Annotated in this window: 13 protein-coding genes and 1 pseudogene; 5 read left to right on the top strand and 9 right to left on the bottom strand. The window is 42.4% G+C overall.

What is annotated here, in order from left to right; translation table 11 throughout:
• Positions 1-279: pseudogene (locus L4C33_RS12370) on the bottom strand (hypothetical protein); the annotation flags it as partial.
• A gap of 285 nt (positions 280-564) precedes the next feature.
• On the opposite strand from L4C33_RS12370, the gene L4C33_RS12365 reads away from it, so the two are divergent.
• Together L4C33_RS12365 and L4C33_RS12360 are read left to right on the top strand one after the other, a co-directional pair.
• A complete protein-coding gene (locus tag L4C33_RS12365; RefSeq protein ID WP_428812735.1) occupies positions 565-2,058 on the top strand; it encodes a coniferyl aldehyde dehydrogenase in 1,494 nt (497 codons plus the stop codon).
• A gap of 102 nt (positions 2,059-2,160) precedes the next feature.
• Positions 2,161-3,120, top strand: coding sequence for an ABC transporter substrate-binding protein (locus L4C33_RS12360; RefSeq protein WP_428812734.1), 960 nt, complete (start codon positions 2,161-2,163; stop codon positions 3,118-3,120).
• Positions 3,121-3,244: 124 nt separating this feature from the next.
• Here L4C33_RS12360 and L4C33_RS12355 read toward each other — a convergent pair whose 3' ends face one another.
• From L4C33_RS12355 to L4C33_RS12335, 5 genes are all read right to left on the bottom strand, one after another.
• A complete protein-coding gene (locus tag L4C33_RS12355) occupies positions 3,245-3,874 on the bottom strand; it encodes a bifunctional 4-hydroxy-2-oxoglutarate aldolase/2-dehydro-3-deoxy-phosphogluconate aldolase (RefSeq protein WP_428812733.1) in 630 nt (209 codons plus the stop codon).
• A gap of 1 nt (position 3,875) precedes the next feature.
• Positions 3,876-4,811 (bottom strand): sugar kinase, encoded by a 936-nt coding sequence (locus tag L4C33_RS12350; protein WP_428812732.1) that lies wholly within the window; start codon positions 4,809-4,811, stop codon positions 3,876-3,878.
• 109 nt (positions 4,812-4,920) lie between these two features.
• Positions 4,921-5,313, bottom strand: coding sequence for a RidA family protein (locus tag L4C33_RS12345; protein ID WP_428812731.1), 393 nt, complete (start codon positions 5,311-5,313; stop codon positions 4,921-4,923).
• A gap of 111 nt (positions 5,314-5,424) precedes the next feature.
• On the bottom strand, positions 5,425-6,864 hold the full coding sequence (locus L4C33_RS12340) for an N-acyl-D-amino-acid deacylase family protein (protein ID WP_428812730.1): 1,440 nt from the start codon (positions 6,862-6,864) through the stop codon (positions 5,425-5,427).
• 38 nt (positions 6,865-6,902) lie between these two features.
• Complete coding sequence (locus L4C33_RS12335; protein ID WP_428812729.1) at positions 6,903-7,766, bottom strand: MurR/RpiR family transcriptional regulator; 864 nt, start codon at positions 7,764-7,766, stop codon at positions 6,903-6,905.
• Between the two features lie 170 nt (positions 7,767-7,936).
• Between L4C33_RS12335 and L4C33_RS12330 the strand changes: the two genes are divergently transcribed.
• The 3 genes from L4C33_RS12330 (at position 7,937) to luxQ (ending at position 13,264) form a co-directional block, all read left to right on the top strand.
• A complete protein-coding gene (locus tag L4C33_RS12330; RefSeq protein WP_428812728.1) occupies positions 7,937-9,202 on the top strand; it encodes an amino acid deaminase in 1,266 nt (421 codons plus the stop codon).
• 370 nt (positions 9,203-9,572) lie between these two features.
• Positions 9,573-10,670, top strand: coding sequence for an autoinducer 2-binding periplasmic protein LuxP (locus L4C33_RS12325; protein ID WP_428812727.1), 1,098 nt, complete (start codon positions 9,573-9,575; stop codon positions 10,668-10,670).
• Entirely contained in the window at positions 10,670-13,264 is a 2,595-nt protein-coding gene (gene luxQ / locus L4C33_RS12320; RefSeq protein ID WP_428812726.1) for a quorum-sensing autoinducer 2 sensor kinase/phosphatase LuxQ, read from the top strand. The genes L4C33_RS12325 and luxQ overlap by 1 nt, the downstream gene beginning before the upstream one ends.
• Positions 13,265-13,358: 94 nt before the next feature.
• On the opposite strand, the gene L4C33_RS12315 is transcribed toward luxQ, so the two are convergent.
• From L4C33_RS12315 to L4C33_RS12305, 3 genes are all read right to left on the bottom strand, one after another.
• Positions 13,359-14,018, bottom strand: a complete 660-nt coding sequence (locus tag L4C33_RS12315; protein WP_428812725.1) for a PilZ domain-containing protein — start codon at positions 14,016-14,018, stop codon at positions 13,359-13,361.
• 241 nt (positions 14,019-14,259) lie between these two features.
• Positions 14,260-14,679 carry an acyl-CoA thioesterase gene (locus L4C33_RS12310; protein WP_428812724.1) on the bottom strand — a complete coding sequence of 140 codons (420 nt, stop codon included), beginning with the start codon at positions 14,677-14,679 and terminating at the stop codon, positions 14,260-14,262.
• Positions 14,680-14,838: 159 nt separating this feature from the next.
• Positions 14,839-15,816 carry a sensor domain-containing diguanylate cyclase gene (locus L4C33_RS12305; RefSeq protein WP_428812723.1) on the bottom strand — a complete coding sequence of 326 codons (978 nt, stop codon included), beginning with the start codon at positions 15,814-15,816 and terminating at the stop codon, positions 14,839-14,841.
• Positions 15,817-15,860: the final 44 nt, after the last annotated feature.

Genomic DNA, 15,860 nt, shown 5'->3' with positions numbered 1-15,860 from the left:
CATTAATACAACAATGTTTTCAGATTCAACTTGGGTAATGGTTAATAAACCATGTTTCACTGATTCAACTTGTTCACCAACCATAATGGAATCTGGTGTTACTGAGCGATCAGAAAGTTGTCCTGTTCTTAATTTTGTTGCACTGATTGAACGAATGTTCCCTGTATTTTCGAACGCAACAATAACGGTGTGGCAGTTGTAATATTCAACAACAGTCACATAGCCATGTTTGATAGTTTTAAATCTAGCTCCGATATTCATATCTAATGGAGCTTCCATTTTTTTCACAAAGTTCCTCTCTTACTATCTACAACTTTAAGTAAATGCTTACTCATTCTAGAAATGGGTGAGAATAATTCACACCTTTATAAGTATATACTCAACTATTTTCAAGGTGAAACATGTAACGACAATAATAGCTTGGCTTTTGCGCTAGATCTTAGGGAGGAAGTTTTTTAACCAGAATCGGTTTGATATATGTGCAGTAAATTTGTGAATCTGAGCGAGTGAATCTCATGGTAAGCAGGGTATGATAAAGCAGACCTTACTGATAGTGGATAGTTAATGAACGCCCAGAACTTCGATACAGCTGAATTTAGTTCAACCAAATTAGACTCCGCTCCTTTTGATGCGACATCGCTAAAGTCTTCTTATATAAGTTTAAAGTCTGCCTATAAGGTGGAGCCTTATCCTGAGGTTTCAGGCCGGATTGAGCGCCTCGAAGAAGTGAAGCATAGGCTGCTAGCGATAGAAAAAGAATTGGTGGCTGCTCTTCAAGAAGACTACGGGTATCGCAGTGAGTTTGACTCTGTGATTTGCGACTTAATGCCTGCGGTTCAACATATTAACTACACGACTAAACACCTTTCCAAATGGGTCAAATCAGATAAACGTCACGCGGGTTTGATGCTAAGTCCCTCTAAGGTAACCGTTGAGTACCAACCACTTGGTGTCGTTGGTGTGATTGTCCCATGGAACTTTCCTATTGTACTGAGTATCGCGCCAATCGTAACAGTTCTCGCGGCGGGCAACAGAGTTATGGTTAAGTTAAGCGAGCACACCCCTAGCACCAATCAGCGAATTAAGACGATTTTTGCTAATTTATCCGAGCACGTGATTTGTGTTGAAGGGGCTGCTGACGTCGCTTCTCAATTTAGTGCTCTTCCATTCGACCATGTAATGTTTACAGGCTCTACCGCTGTGGGCAAGCTGGTTGCTAAGGCTGCTGCTGAAAACCTAACGCCAGTCACGCTGGAACTAGGTGGAAAATCACCTGCGGTGATTGCGAAAGACGCAGACATCGTAAGATCAGTAAGTGCAATTTTACTTGGTAAGTCGATAAATGCTGGGCAAATTTGTGTAGCTCCAGATTATGTATTGTTGCCAGAAGGTAAAGAGCAGGCATTCGTTGACGAATACTTGAAGCAGTTTGAACGCGCTTATTTGAAAGGGACTCTGAGCAAGCGTTCTGCGCAATCTTTGGGGCAAGTAACTCATATTATCAATGAGGGACAGCTCCAACGCTTGAAAAGCTATTTAACCGATGCTCAGAGTAAAGGAGCAACACTGCATAATGTTGCTACAAAGTATGAGCAACTAGAAGCCCAAATCCCGAACTCCAGACTGATGCTACCGCAGTTATTGACTGGCGTGACAGAAGATATGTTAGTCATGCAGCATGAGGTTTTTGGGCCATTATTGCCAATTAAGACTTATGGAAGCCTGGATGAAGCGCTTGCTTACATTAATGAAAAACCGCGTCCACTTGCTCTATATTTGATGACGAATGATCGGGAAACCAAACGTAAAGTGATGAATGAAACACACAGCGGTACGGTGGGGATTAACGAAACTTTATTGCAAGTTGCTGCGGACGATTCACCCTTTGGTGGTGTGGGAGAGTCAGGAATGGGGCGATATCACGGGATTGAAGGCTTTAGGACTTTTTCTCACGCAAAAACAGTTTTAGATACGCCTGTTTGGTTACCTAGGTCAAAATTGATTGTTCGTTATAAGAAGCTAATCCAGAGAATGTTGTCGGCTTTGTTTTTGCGTTAAGTCATGGGTGACAACCCTGAATCTACTCTCATTTTATTCTTGGCGAGATAATAGATTAAGCAACTACACTTACACTTATGATTACTAAGAGTGGAGGTGTGAATGAAGTATTTGTTCATTGTTATAGCGCTAGTTATTGCTCCTTTTTCTTTGGCTAAAAATTTGGTTTTCGTTCATAGCTATCATTTTGGTTACCCCTGGGTGCAAGAGTACCGAGAAGGTTTTATGTCTGAAATTGACGGTATGACTATTCATGATTTTCAAATGGACACCAAAAGACGCCCAAGTGAAGACTTCGAAGCCATCGCAGATGAAGCCTGGGAATATATTCAACAACATAACCCCGATATTGTGGTGATATCAGACGACAACGCTCTTAAATATCTAGGCCCTCGGTTAACGAAAAGTCGGATCCCTACCGTGTTTCTGGGAGTTAACGCTAACCCGAGACAGTATGTGACGATTACTGCCAATATCTCAGGAGTTTTAGAGCGCCCTCTGCTTAAACGTTCAGTGCATATGATCAGCGAGCTTCAGCCTGACGTAAAAAAAATCAAAGTAATGATGGACGCCGCTGCGACATCTCATGCCATTTTGATGACCTCTTTTGGAACGAAGCGGTCTCAGATTATTAATGGTGTTGCTGTTGATGCGTACTTGGTCGACTCGATAGAAAGCTGGCATGAGCATACTAAAGCTTCAAAAAATGAAGGTTACGATGCTCTTATCATCGCCAATTATGCAGCGTTAAAAGATGAACAAGGAAATCACTTCGCCTTAGAAGATGTGAGTCGTTGGACAAGCAGCCATACACCTGTCCCGCTCTATGCGTTTTGGACGTATTCTGTGGGTGAGGGTAAAGCCATTGGTGGGCTGGCGATCAGCGCTTTAGAGCAAGGAATAGCAGCTGCTCAGCAAGTGAAACGCTATATGGAATCGGGGATTATGCCTGTGATTGTAACGCCTAAAAAAGGTGCGCTGGTGTTTAGCCAGTCAGAACTTGATAGGTGGGACATTCAAGTGCCAGAGAGCTTAATGAAGAATGCCGAGTTACGTAATTGAGGCCATAGAAATTAAAAGAGTGCAGTTTAGAATCACATGATTTGGCAAAAGTGGATTAAAAAAGGCAGCGAGTTTTAATTCGCTGCCTTTTTATATGAATGTGATGTGTCGTCGTTCTTACCGATTAAGCAACGTGCTCAACGGCTTCGCGAACTAAGCGACCAATTTCATCCCAGTTACCTTCAGCAATTAGCTTAGGAGCAACCATCCAGGTACCACCGCAACAGATCACGCGGTCAATACCTAGGTAGTCAGAAACGTTACCTTTACTGATACCGCCAGTTGGCATTAATGATACGTTTACATACGGTGCAAGTAGTGACTTAACCATTGAAATACCGCCAGAAGCTTCAGCAGGGAAGAACTTCATGAACGTTAGGCCAAGCTCTAGACCTAATTCAATTTGGCTTGGGTTATTTACGCCCGGAACGATAGGCATACCGACTTCTTGGCAGTACTTTACTGTTGTAGGGTTTAGGCCTGGCGCAACAACAAACTCAGCACCCGCTGCTTTTGCTTTATCAACTTGCTCTGCGTTTAGTACAGTTCCAGCACCAATACACATCTCTGGGTAAGCTTCACGCATAAGACGAATAGCTTCAGCTGCCGCTTCAGTGCGGAATGTTACTTCAGCAACCGGAAGGCCGTTTTCTACTAGCGCCTTAGCTAGAGGGACTGCCTGAGCTGGATCATCAAGCTGGATTACTGGGATCACTTTAAAAGATTTTAAGGCTGAGATTAATTCTTGAGACATCTTATGCTCCTGCAATTTTAAATGCTTCTGTTTTTGTTTTAGGGATGATTGCCCCAGAATATTGAATGACTGTACCTGCTAACGCATGACCTAGCGACGCACTCTTGTCTGGCGCTTGATGAGTCAAGTATCCAGCCAGGTAGCCTGYAGCAAACGAGTCACCAGCAGCGCAAGTATCGACAACGTTAGTTACGTTAGTTGCTGCGATTTCGTATAGCTTGTGCTGGCTTTGTAAATGGTCGACGACAAGGCAAGGTTCGCTGCCTCGTTTTACGACCACTTGTTGACAACCAAAGTGTTGGCAACGTTCGACAACATGGTTATTTCCCCACACTAACACGTCATCATCTTCAGTGATGAGTGCTACATCTGTATATCCTAAAACTTGGCTATACCAATGTTGCGCTTGATCTGTAGACCAGAGTTGCGGGCGGTAATTGTTATCGAAGCAGATTTGTTTGTTCTGTTTTTTGAGCTGCTTTATACATAATAGTAAGCGCTCTTTCGCTTCATCTTCGAGAATAGCAAGGCTGATCCCACTGATGTAAAGCAGGTCGATTTGCTCTTTTTCTATCGCTAACTCAAGCGGTGAAACTTGGTCGAAATAGCGCTTTGCGGCACTATCACTGCGCCAATAGTTAAAAGAACGCTCGCCATCTTGGTCTGTTTCGACCATATAAAGACCAGGGTTTTTACCGTCAATTTTAGCGACCATTTCACAACCGATACCTTCTTCAGTCCAGTTGCTAATCATGTCTTGACTTAAATTGTCGTGTCCAAGCCCTGTTGCATAGTGAATATTAAAAGGCTGCTCTTGCAGTAGTCGAGCGAGATATAACGCTGTGTTGAKCGTGTCACCACCATACGTTTTATTCAGTGGTGTCCCACTAATCTCAATCATACACTCACCAAAAAAGGCGATATTTTTTGATTCCATTTACTCGACTCCTACTGCTATTTGACAAGCCTTTAGCTATCACTTATTGCTGCTTTGAAAGCTTCCCTGCCGTACTCATTTGTAAGGACAGGGAAGCCTAAATTACTTGTTACGCACGGTCTGCACGGTAACATGTCACATCAACTTCTACTTTCACGTCTACGACTAGGTCACACACCATGCAGATACGAGCTGGTGGGTTAGCGCCGAAGAATTCTTTGAATACTTTGTTGAATGACTGGAAGTAGCGTGAGTCAGTCAGTACTACTTTTACGTGCATTACGTCTTCTAGGCCGTAACCTGCTTCTTCCATGATATCGACACAGTTTTGAATCGCTAGACGAGATTGGTCAACGATACCGCCTTCAACTACTTCACCGTCTGTCATTGGAGTTTGACCAGAAACGTATAGGAAACCACCAGCTTCAGTTGCGCGAGCAAATGGAAGATGTTGACCACCAGTACCAGTACCACCTTCAACACCGTAACGTTTAATTGACATAATCTTTTCTCCGTATTTCTATTTAATGAGTTGAACCTATGAGTTCTAACTACTGTGTTTGTATAAATTTATTTAATGTAGCTTTGTGATAAAAGCGCGACGTTAAGTGAGTTAACCCGCTTGGCGAACAAGAAACTTTCCTGCTCGTTTTGTCACACCTGTATCTGTTTTGTATGCGAGTTTGCCGTTGACGATAACCATTTCAATGCCTTTAGCGGCTGCGATTGGTTTGTCGAAATCAGCGACGTCGATAATCTGTTCACGGTCGAATATCACAAGATCTGCAAAGTTGCCTGTTTTGATCTCTCCTCGGCCACCAAGCTTGAAGCGTTTAGCCGATAACCCCGTCATTTTGTGAACGGCAGTCTCTAGTGAGAATATTTTACGTTCGCGGCTGTAGTAGCCTAAAACTCTAGGGAATGCGCCCCAAAGTCGAGGGTGCGGGTTAGGATCATTAGGTAAACCGTCAGAACCAATCATGGTGAGTTTGTATTTGAGTACGCGCTCTACGTCTAGTGGGTCCATATTGTGGTAGACCGCGCCGGCTGGCTGTAAAGCTTTCGCGGCTTCCATGATAGGAAGTTCCATTTCGTCAGCGATCACTTTCAACATTTTTCCAGCGTGCTGAGGGTATACATCAGACCAAGTGATTAAGATGTCAAAATCTTCGGTCACTTGTTTTAAATCAAGCGTTGAAGAGCTCGCAGAGTAAGGGTAACAATCACATGCAACATCCTGATGTTGATAAGCAGTATCAAGCTTATCCAGTACTTCAGTTGTTCGCCCCCAGTTACCAGCGCCAGCGCATTTTAAGTGTGAGATGATCACTGGTACTTTTGCTTTTTGACCGACTCGGAATGACTCGTCCATTGCATCTAAAATACCTTCGAATTCTGTACGCATATGAGTGGTGTAAATGCCACCAAACTCGCTGAGCTCTTGAGCCAGTTGCTGAACTTCTTCTTCTGGCGATGATTTAGCACTGGCATAAGCGAGACCGCTGCTTAAACCCAGAGCACCTTGTTCCATTGCTTGGCGTAGCGTTACACGCATTTGTGCGATTTGTTCGTCAGTAGCACCCGTAAATAAGTCATCCATTACGTTATTGCGTAGCGTCGTGTGACCTACGAGAGCAGCAACGTTAACGGCAGGCTGAGCTTCTGAGACAGCATTAGCGTAAGCAGCAAACGTTGGATATTTAAAGTCGGCTTGCTTTCCAAGTAAATTCATCGGATCGGGTGGAGCAGTGGTGAGTGTGGCAGGCGAAGCACTGATGCCGCAGTTACCGACGATCGTCGTGGTGATCCCTTGACTGATCTTCGGCAAACATTCCGGCATACGAATGACGTTGGTGTCATCGTGAGTGTGAACATCAATGAAACCTGGCGCAAGAACCTTTCCAGTGGCATCAATGTCATTGGTTGCGTGATGATCAGTTAGGTCACCAATTGCTGCGATCTTGTCTTCCTTTACCCCTACATCAGCTAAGTATGAAGGCGTGTTCGTTCCATCGATAACGGTCGCGTTACGAATGATTGTATCAAACTGCATGACTTTGCTGCTCCTTGCTGGTGTTTAACCACTTCTGATTAATCACCAAGCGGTTGTCTATCTATCCCTCCTCGATGAGAGTCCAACGCGAGTTTTAGTCTTCGTAAGCGGTCGCGTGAACGACGTTTGTGGCTTACGGCTAATTCCATTGCGATAACATCCACCATGGCGAGCATGGCGTATCGAGAAGCAGAAGGTTTATAAATAAAATCTGTTTCTTGCGTAACAATTGGTAAAACCAAATCACTGACTTCTGCTAAAGGTGAGTTCGCTGCGGTAATCGCAATGATTTTCACACCATATTGTTTAGCAATTTCAGCTGTTTCGATAATAGTCGGAGTAAAACCTGTCACAGACATAATGACTAAAACGTCGTTCTTGTCTGCCGTTGAAGCTACCATTCGCGCTTGTAAACCATCGTTGTAAGAAACAACGGCGTAACCTAAGCGGAAGGTACGGTTTTGAAACTCCTGTGCCACCATGGTTGAACCACCACCCATACCAATACTGATAATTTGGCGTGCACCATGAAGCCATTCGACTGCGGTGTTAATGTCACTTTCATTAAGCAATTTTCGGTTGATATCCATTGATTGCTTAATTGACTCATAAACACCTTGAATGCCGGTGTTATCAATTGGCTCATGAATAAAGCGCTGACCGATAGCCAGAGATTGAGCCAATTTGATTTTTAAATCTCGAACGTTCTTACAGCCAACAGCCTTCGCAAAGCGCGTAATGGTTGCTTCACTTACTCCAGCTTGCTCAGCAAGTTGAGTAATGCTGGCATTCGCGGAGTTAGCTAAATCATCCATGATTAACTTAGCGACTTTTTTCTCTGCATCTCTAAGGGCGTTGAATCGCTCTGAAATACACGAAATGATATCTATATCGATTGTCATATGGTTTACCTGTTCGCAAAACAAATACTAAATATACGTGAACTTAAAAAAAGTGAGAAAGTGCACATTTAGGATTCAATTGTTTGATACTTTCTAACGTTGGGAATATCTTATCGTACAATAAGCCCAGTTACTACAGGCGTTTAACACCTTGTTAGGAGAAATTGAAGATGAGTCAAGAAAAGCAAGTTTGTGATAGTAATTTTCATGGAGAGCACTCTGAAAGCTTGCCTATTGGTACAAAAGGGTTGCCGATATGTCGTTCAGCAAGGGGTTCTTTTTCATTGGTGAAAGAAGAAGTTAGCTTGCCTTGTGCGGTAGTTAGACAATCAGCGATAGAAAATAACATTGAATGGATGCAAGCCTTTGCTAACAAGAACAATGTGAAGCTTTGCCCTCATGGCAAAACCACCATGACACCTGATTTGTTCAAGCAGCAACTAGATAATGGAGCGTGGGGGATCACTGTTGCTTCTGCCGCGCAAGCTGAAATCGCGGTGTTGGCTGGAGCTAAACAGATCATTATTGCTAACCAAGTGGTTGGTAAGGTGAATATGCAGATAGTCGTGAACTTGATCCAAAACCATAATGTGACGGTTTACTCATGTGTTGATAGCGTGGCGAATGTTGAAGCGTGGGAACGCGTAGTGAGCAGCGCAGGGGTGACGGTTCCGCTGTTTATTGAATTGGGTGTCGAAGGCGGACGTTGTGGCTGTCGTACATCGGATGATGTTTATAAGTTGGCTCAAGCGATTCACCAAGCACCTCACACAGAACTCAAAGGCATTGAGCTTTATGAGGGTGTGATCAGTGGCGATAACGCAGAGCAGGACATTCGAGAGTTTTTGGGCCTCGCGATTTCTCTTTTAACGGAGCTAAAGCAGGAGTACAAATTAGAAGAACCGATCATCTCTGGTGCGGGTTCTGCTTGGTATGATGTTGTAGCTGAGGAGTTTAGTCAGTTAGTGGATTTGGTCGGGGTAATTCGCCCGGGTTGTTATGCAATTCACGATACTGGCATCTACGAAGATGCACAAAACCTTGTTCAATCTAGGGCAAGTATAAACAATGGCGTAGCATGTGACTTGTCAGGAGATCTTGTTTCTTCATTAGAAGTTTGGGCATATGTTTTATCAGTTCCAGAGAAAGGCAAAGCCGTTGTCGGATTAGGTAAAAGAGACGTCGCATTTGATGCTGGTCTGCCTATCATTGAAAGGGTAATCCGCGATGGTAAAGAAGTGACACTTGATGGATTAACGTCAACTAAAGTGATGGATCAGCATATGTTCGTTGAAATGGAACAAGACACTCTACAGGTGGGAGACATCGTAGCGATGTCGACATCACATCCTTGTTTAACTTTTGATAAATGGCGATATATCGGTGTTGTTGATGAGCAAGATAATGTGACTCATTGGATTCCAACATTCTTCTAACAGTTGATGATTACTCATTGGTCAGTTTTCTCTGGTGAGTAATTGTCTCAAGCTACTTTATTGTCATACTATGTAAGTGATTTTTATACGAATTGCTTACATTGTTATCATCTTTGTAATGGTATAGGTTCACTACTTACCTTTTTTGCTGCCTAATCATCCGCTCAATACTCTATCTTACTTATATTTAAAAAATGAATCAGATAAGTAGGCTGATTTCGATTTTATTATGAATGCCATACCAATTACAGGCCGTTCTCTATCATTTTGAATATTTCTCCTCCATAATATATGCACGTCATAGCAAAGACTTGACGATCGGCTAGGTATAAAAATGGGCCAAAGTAGCTCATAAAAAATCGAGAATAAAATGAAACGTTCACTTGTGTTATTGGGGCTAGCGATATTCGCTTCACCAGTGCTTTCGCACGGCTCTCACGTATTAAATGGCTATTGGGAATATAAAGATTACTTAAAGGCTTTTCCTGAACAGAAAGCTTTAACCGAGCAAATGAATACGGTTGTTCAGGATCATCCTGTTCCACTTACAAAAGCTCAAGCCGAACCTATCACAATTTCAGTGGTGTACCCTGGGCAGCAAATCTCAGACTACTGGAGTCGAAACATCACTGCGTTTGAAAAGCGTTTAGATAAGCTGAATGTTAATTATCAGATTAATCAGGTGTTTACTCGTGTAAATGCAGATATTGCGCAGCAAAGTATCYCTCTACAAGAAGCGATTGAAAGCAAAACGGATTATCTGATTTTTACATTGGATACGACCCGCCACCGTAAATTTATCGAGCACGTTTTGAGTTCGACAGAAACTCAGCTAATTTTGCAGAACATTACAACACCGGTACGTGCGTGGAATGAGCGTCAACCTCTGATGTATGTCGGGTTTGACCATGCGACAGGCAGCCTTAAACTTGCTGAATACTTCAAAGAAAAAAGCAAACAAGAAAGTAAATATTCGGTGTTGTACCGTTCAGAAGGCTATATTAGTGATGCGCGAGGCGATACTTTTATCCATGAGTTGAATCAGCATTCCGACTTTAAACTTCGTTCGTCTTTTTATACAAAATCAACCAAAGAAAGCGGTTACCAAGCGGCGAAGTTGAGTTTAGAGAAAAATCCTGATCTAGACTTTATTTACGCTTGCTCGACTGATGTAGCACTTGGTGCGGCCGAAGCGATTAAAGAACTTGGACGAACTGATGTTCAAGTGAATGGCTGGGGTGGTGGTTCCGCTGAGCTTAAAGCTATTCAAAATAATGAACTTGATGTCACTGTGATGCGTATGAACGACGACACTGGCATCGCGATGGCAGAAGCCATTAAATGGAACCTGGAAGGGAAAGCCGTTCCAACTGTATATTCTGGAGATTTCGCGATAGTTTCAAAGGAAGATTCGCCTAAACGTATAGCGAAATTGAAAGAAAGAGCATTTAGATACTCTGGAAACTAATGAAAAAACCGCCTATAGATTTGCAGCAACCAACACTCGTAAAACTTATAACTCGAATTTTGATTTTGGTTATAGGTTTGATGGCTATTGGTGTTCTTTTCCAGAACTACCAAACCAGTAGTAAGATCATCCAGCAAGAAACAAACCGAACCGTTAAGCAGACCTCTAGCTTGATTCAAAACATGTTCGATTATCGTTTATCTGTTCTACAACTCCATCAGGATAGCAGTTCAAAAAGCGATGCACTCCAACAGTTTTCTACAAATGAAGATCTAGAAGCGCTGAGCTATTACTTTTTTAGTATCGATCAGCGCGAACCAGACCATGCTCCAGACCTACGTTTTGTTACGACAACCGATGGCCTTGCGTGGGAGGATGGTAATGCTCAATTCTACGGCTTCTCTGAAGGTCAGCTTTTAGAGTTGGCTAGTGAAGTGGCGTTTAGTAGTAATTGGCACTTCTTGAAGATATCGACAGAAATAGGCGAGCGTCATGTCTTAGCGAGAAGAACCCCGATTATTCACCCAAACTCTGGAGAAGTACTGGGTCAAATCTACATAGCGATAGTATTAGATAACAATTTTTCGTTGGCTGAGTCTATTCAGCAGGGAAGTAACTGTGAAAACATTGTTATTGAAGCTCATGGCAAACCAGTGACCTCGACCTTTACGGGGAAAGAAAGCTATTCAGTTTCTGATGTGTTGGAGTATGAGAGCAATAAAACCGACACAGTAGGTCACTTTGTTACTATTACTTCAATACAGATAAACTCCGTTAAGACTCCTTTAGTTATTCGAGCGGTACAAAAAAACTCAAACTTAATCGAGTTAGAAAGTRACTACCGACAAGCGTTGATGATCGTAATTGCCGGCATTTTTATTCTTTCATTTATCGCTCGAACATGGATTCAAAAGCGTGTTTCGGTTGAGCTAGATAAGCTTATGGATTACACGCGCTCTGCGAGTCAGGTTGATGAATTCCGCGAGTTTGAAGGCTCTAGTATCCATGAGTTTCATCATATTGGTTGCACACTGGAAGATACCTTTGAGCGGCTGGTAGAACAAAATCAAAAATTCCAGGATCTCTTTAATTTTGCACACTCACCTATTTTGGTGTGGTCGGATGCGGGAGTACTGATTCAAATGAACCCTGCGGCTGAGCTTGAGTTGAACAATGCAGACCATAGTCAACAAGGCTTAATGGGTGGTGAATCATCGGCTAAGCAATTTGAAAAGAATATGTTGCAACATATCAATATGGTCATGCGTGGTGCGACACTAACAGGCATCAATGTCCCGATAGGAGATAAAACTTTCCGTTGGAACTTGTCACCGATTCAGGTCGAGCAAGGGATTAGTGCCGTTGTCGTTCAGGGACAAGATATCACCAAGCTGATTGATGCAGAGAAGCAAACGAACTTAGCCCGAACCGAGGCCGAGCGGCTTGCTAATGTCAGAGCGGATTTCTTGGCAAAAATGAGTCATGAAATTCGAACTCCGCTTAATGGTGTGTTGGGCGTTGCTCAATTACTGAAACGTTCTATCAAAAATGAATCCAATATTGAGCAAGTGGATATTCTATGTAATAGCGCAGAACACTTACTAGCCGTACTCAACGATATTCTAGACTTTTCAAAAATTGAACAAGGTCAGTTCACCATACAGAAAAAGGACTTCCGACTTTCGGACATGATCAATACGCTCGATAAGATTTATCGCCCGTTATGTGAAGAAAAAGGGTTGGAATTAAAGGTTACGAGCGACGTGACTAAGCAAGCTGAAGTCTTTACTGATCCCGTTCGCCTTAACCAGATCATGTTTAACCTATTGAGTAATGCGATAAAGTTTACTGATCAAGGGACAATATCGGTTGGTTATGAAGTTGAACGATTCCCTCAGTCGACTAAGGCGGGGCTCAAGCTGATCGTTAAAGATACTGGAATTGGTATTAATGATGAGAAGTTAGATGCCGTCTTCGAACCATTTATTCAAGAAGAGTCGACGACGACTCGCGAATATGGAGGTACGGGCTTAGGGCTCGCTATCGTTAAAAACTTGGTTGATATGTTAGGCGGAGATATTCAGGTCAGCAGTGCGAAAGGGAAAGGCTCTACTTTTATCATCGATCTACCGATTGAATGTCGAGGTGGTGAGTTAGTCAATTTAGAGCCCTCACAGCCGCAGCAGGAAGCGCATGACTTGTTTGAAGGCAGCTTAAAAGTACTTTTAGTCGAAGACAACCATACTAACGCGTTTATTGCCCAAGCATTTTGTAAGAAATACGGTATGTCAGTGGTGTGGGCAAAAGATGGTTTAGAGGCGATATCTGTACTGAAAACAGAATCGTTTGATTTGATCCTGATGGATAACCAATTACCTAACCTTGGTGGGATTGAGACTACGCAGCGTATACGTGACGATCTGCAACTCTCGACGCCGGTCTATGCGTGTACAGCAGACACCCAAAAAGTGACGCGTGATAGCTTTATGAGTGCTGGTGCTGATTATGTGATTGTGAAGCCAATTAAAGAGTCCGATTTACACGAGGCATTTGTGCATTACAAAAGTGCATTTATCGAGGAGTCATATTCTTAACAGGGCTTCTCTAGGCTTATTTGTTCAGGTTGCTTACACCAAGGCAACCTGTGACTTTAAAAAGCCTTCTGTTACTTTAAAAGCCTTTGAAACTTTAAAGGCTACCCGCAAAGAAAGCTTGCTCTAATACTTCACGTTTTAAATCTAAGCTCATCTCAATGTTTTCTTTATACTTAATGCCAATTAGCCAACCTTTGCCTTTTTTGATCGTTCTTACGGCTTGGTAGTGTGTTCCTTCTGGCAAGAATTCGTTGAGCATAGACGAAATCGTAATGTCTGATTTAGAATTGAGTTCAGGATCTTCTTCTAAGTAGATACCACAACCCGCAATTGAAAAGTCGACCAGCTTCCCTTGGTAAGTTACGGACTGCGATATCAGTTCGCAATCCACATTAACTTTATATCTTTCATGCTCTCGGACAGGCTTAGTTGCTATCGATGCTGGTGGTCTTAAGAACAACATATGGGCAGGTCGAGAGAGCAAGCATTTCACACTCGTTTTGAACGCAATGATATGAGCCAGTTCAGTATCGGTTATCGCGCGAATGATAATGTCGCAGTTATCGACCTTTCTAAGAGTTAGGCTTTCAACCGTTGATTTAGACAAAGAAAAAACCAGAAACTCGTCCTGCTTCATCCCTACATAGTGCGCATGAATCGCATGTGTGTCTGATGGCCCAAAATCAAAAGTCGCTGAAACTCTAGTGCCAATCTTTAAATGTTGAATGAGGTCTTGAGAGGTTGAATTGCTCATAAGTCACGAGAGGTTAGATAAAATGATATGAAACTAATACTAACGACTACTTTTTGATTTGTCAGTTAAAACGTTGATTAAATTGTAATTTATGATATTTAGGTTGGGTTAAGTTACTTGTATAAAGTTGGGGTTATTCGCTTTAGATTTATAGCTTGTGATGAGTCGGTTTGAGAAGGGCTAGCGAGGTAATGAACATACCCTCTTAGGCAAAAAGGGCATGTAGATTTAAGTAGTTCAGCTACATGTTTTGAATAGCACTGGCTAGGCGGATAGATAGCAATGATTTTTGGTTAGAAGCAAAGTCAAACATGACTATCGTTGCGCTTCCCTTAGTTGTTACTTTTCCGAGCTTTTGGCTGACGATGACATATTCCATCTTGAATCTATCTTCACTGACTTCTGTCACCTTTGAACCCACGAGTAATGTATCTGGGTAAGTAACAGGGAGGTAATATTTACAATAAGTGTCGCCTAATACAGGTCCCACTTTTGTTACCGCCATTTCTTCCATAAGCTCTACTTTATTAAAAAACTCTAAACGAGCGGTTTCAAAGTATCGAAAGTAAACGGCGTTGTTAACATGGTTTAGGGCATCCATTTCTCCCCAAGCTACAGGGATTTCAGTGATGGTAGGGTAGTCTTCTAATAGTGCTTCCATGCATGACTCTTTAATTGTGATAGTAGAAATTGTTATTGAATAAAATTACTCTCACAAGAAGTTGCCCGCAACAAATTTGTAACAATAGCTCTTTGGTTTTGTTGCTTAGATCTTATTTTAAATGGGTTTCTTACCTTTAATTTGAAAATGGTCAGGCAATCATTTTTTGGCCGATTTTTTTGTTTGTTTATGCAGGTACATCTTTTTATCAGCTTCTTTCATAAGTTCATCGAACGACAATGGGCTATAGCAATCAACGATACTTGTTCCATAACTGATGGATGTGCATTCCAGTTGAACGCTACCGCTTACGATGGCTTTGTATTTTTCTTCGATTCGGTTAGCCATGATACTGAGTTCTCTTCTTGAACCCAGTAATGAAACAACTAAAAATTCATCTCCACCTAACCGAGCGATGATATCGCTCTCTCGACAGTTTTCTTGAAGTATTTTAGCCAGAGTGACAATGCACGTATCACCAGCGGAATGACCAAAGGTGTCATTGACTCGCTTCATGTTATCTATATCTAGAAAAACCACACCGATCGCGTGTTGGTAGCGTCTTGCATCCTTGAATTTCTGTTCGCCCAGGATCTTTAAACCGCGACGGTTATTAACACCGGTCAGTTCGTCACAAATAGCTAAACTTTTGATGGTTTCATAGTCTTTCATCATACGTAGATCGGCAGATATCAAATGAGACATTTGCAGGAGTACTTTTTGAAGAGAGCTATTGTACTGGGATGTTTTTGTATCAATGGCGCAAATGGTGCCAAATGGTGAACCGTCAGGCCAATAGATTGGGAAGCCGCAGTAGGAGCGTACTGGGCCTGACTTTACCGGAGGAGCTTGGCACCAATACTTACTGTCTTTCGCTGCAGGTACATAGAGTTCATCTTCTTTCTCTATGATTTCTCTGCAAAAGCTTTGTATGTCCCAAGGCCATGTATCCCCAGTGCTTAGGAAGTTATCGTCGTTTTGGCTCGCAACAATAACATTAAACTCATTGTCTTTTAATTGTACAATTGTTCCGCATGCAGCATCGAAGAGTTCTGATATTAAATCAACAGTTTGTTGCCATTTCTGCAGGTCAATGGACTGTAGTTCTGAAGTGAGTAAATTAGTATATTTGTCCATAATCAGGTTATCTCCTCGTATCTCCTTACTAATAGTATATACAC

The sequence above is a fragment of the Vibrio makurazakiensis genome (assembly GCF_050337375.1).
GTDB lineage: Bacteria > Pseudomonadota > Gammaproteobacteria > Enterobacterales > Vibrionaceae > Vibrio > Vibrio makurazakiensis.
Note: the sequence above shows the minus strand (reverse complement) of the source record. Positions and strands in the feature narration are given on the sequence as shown.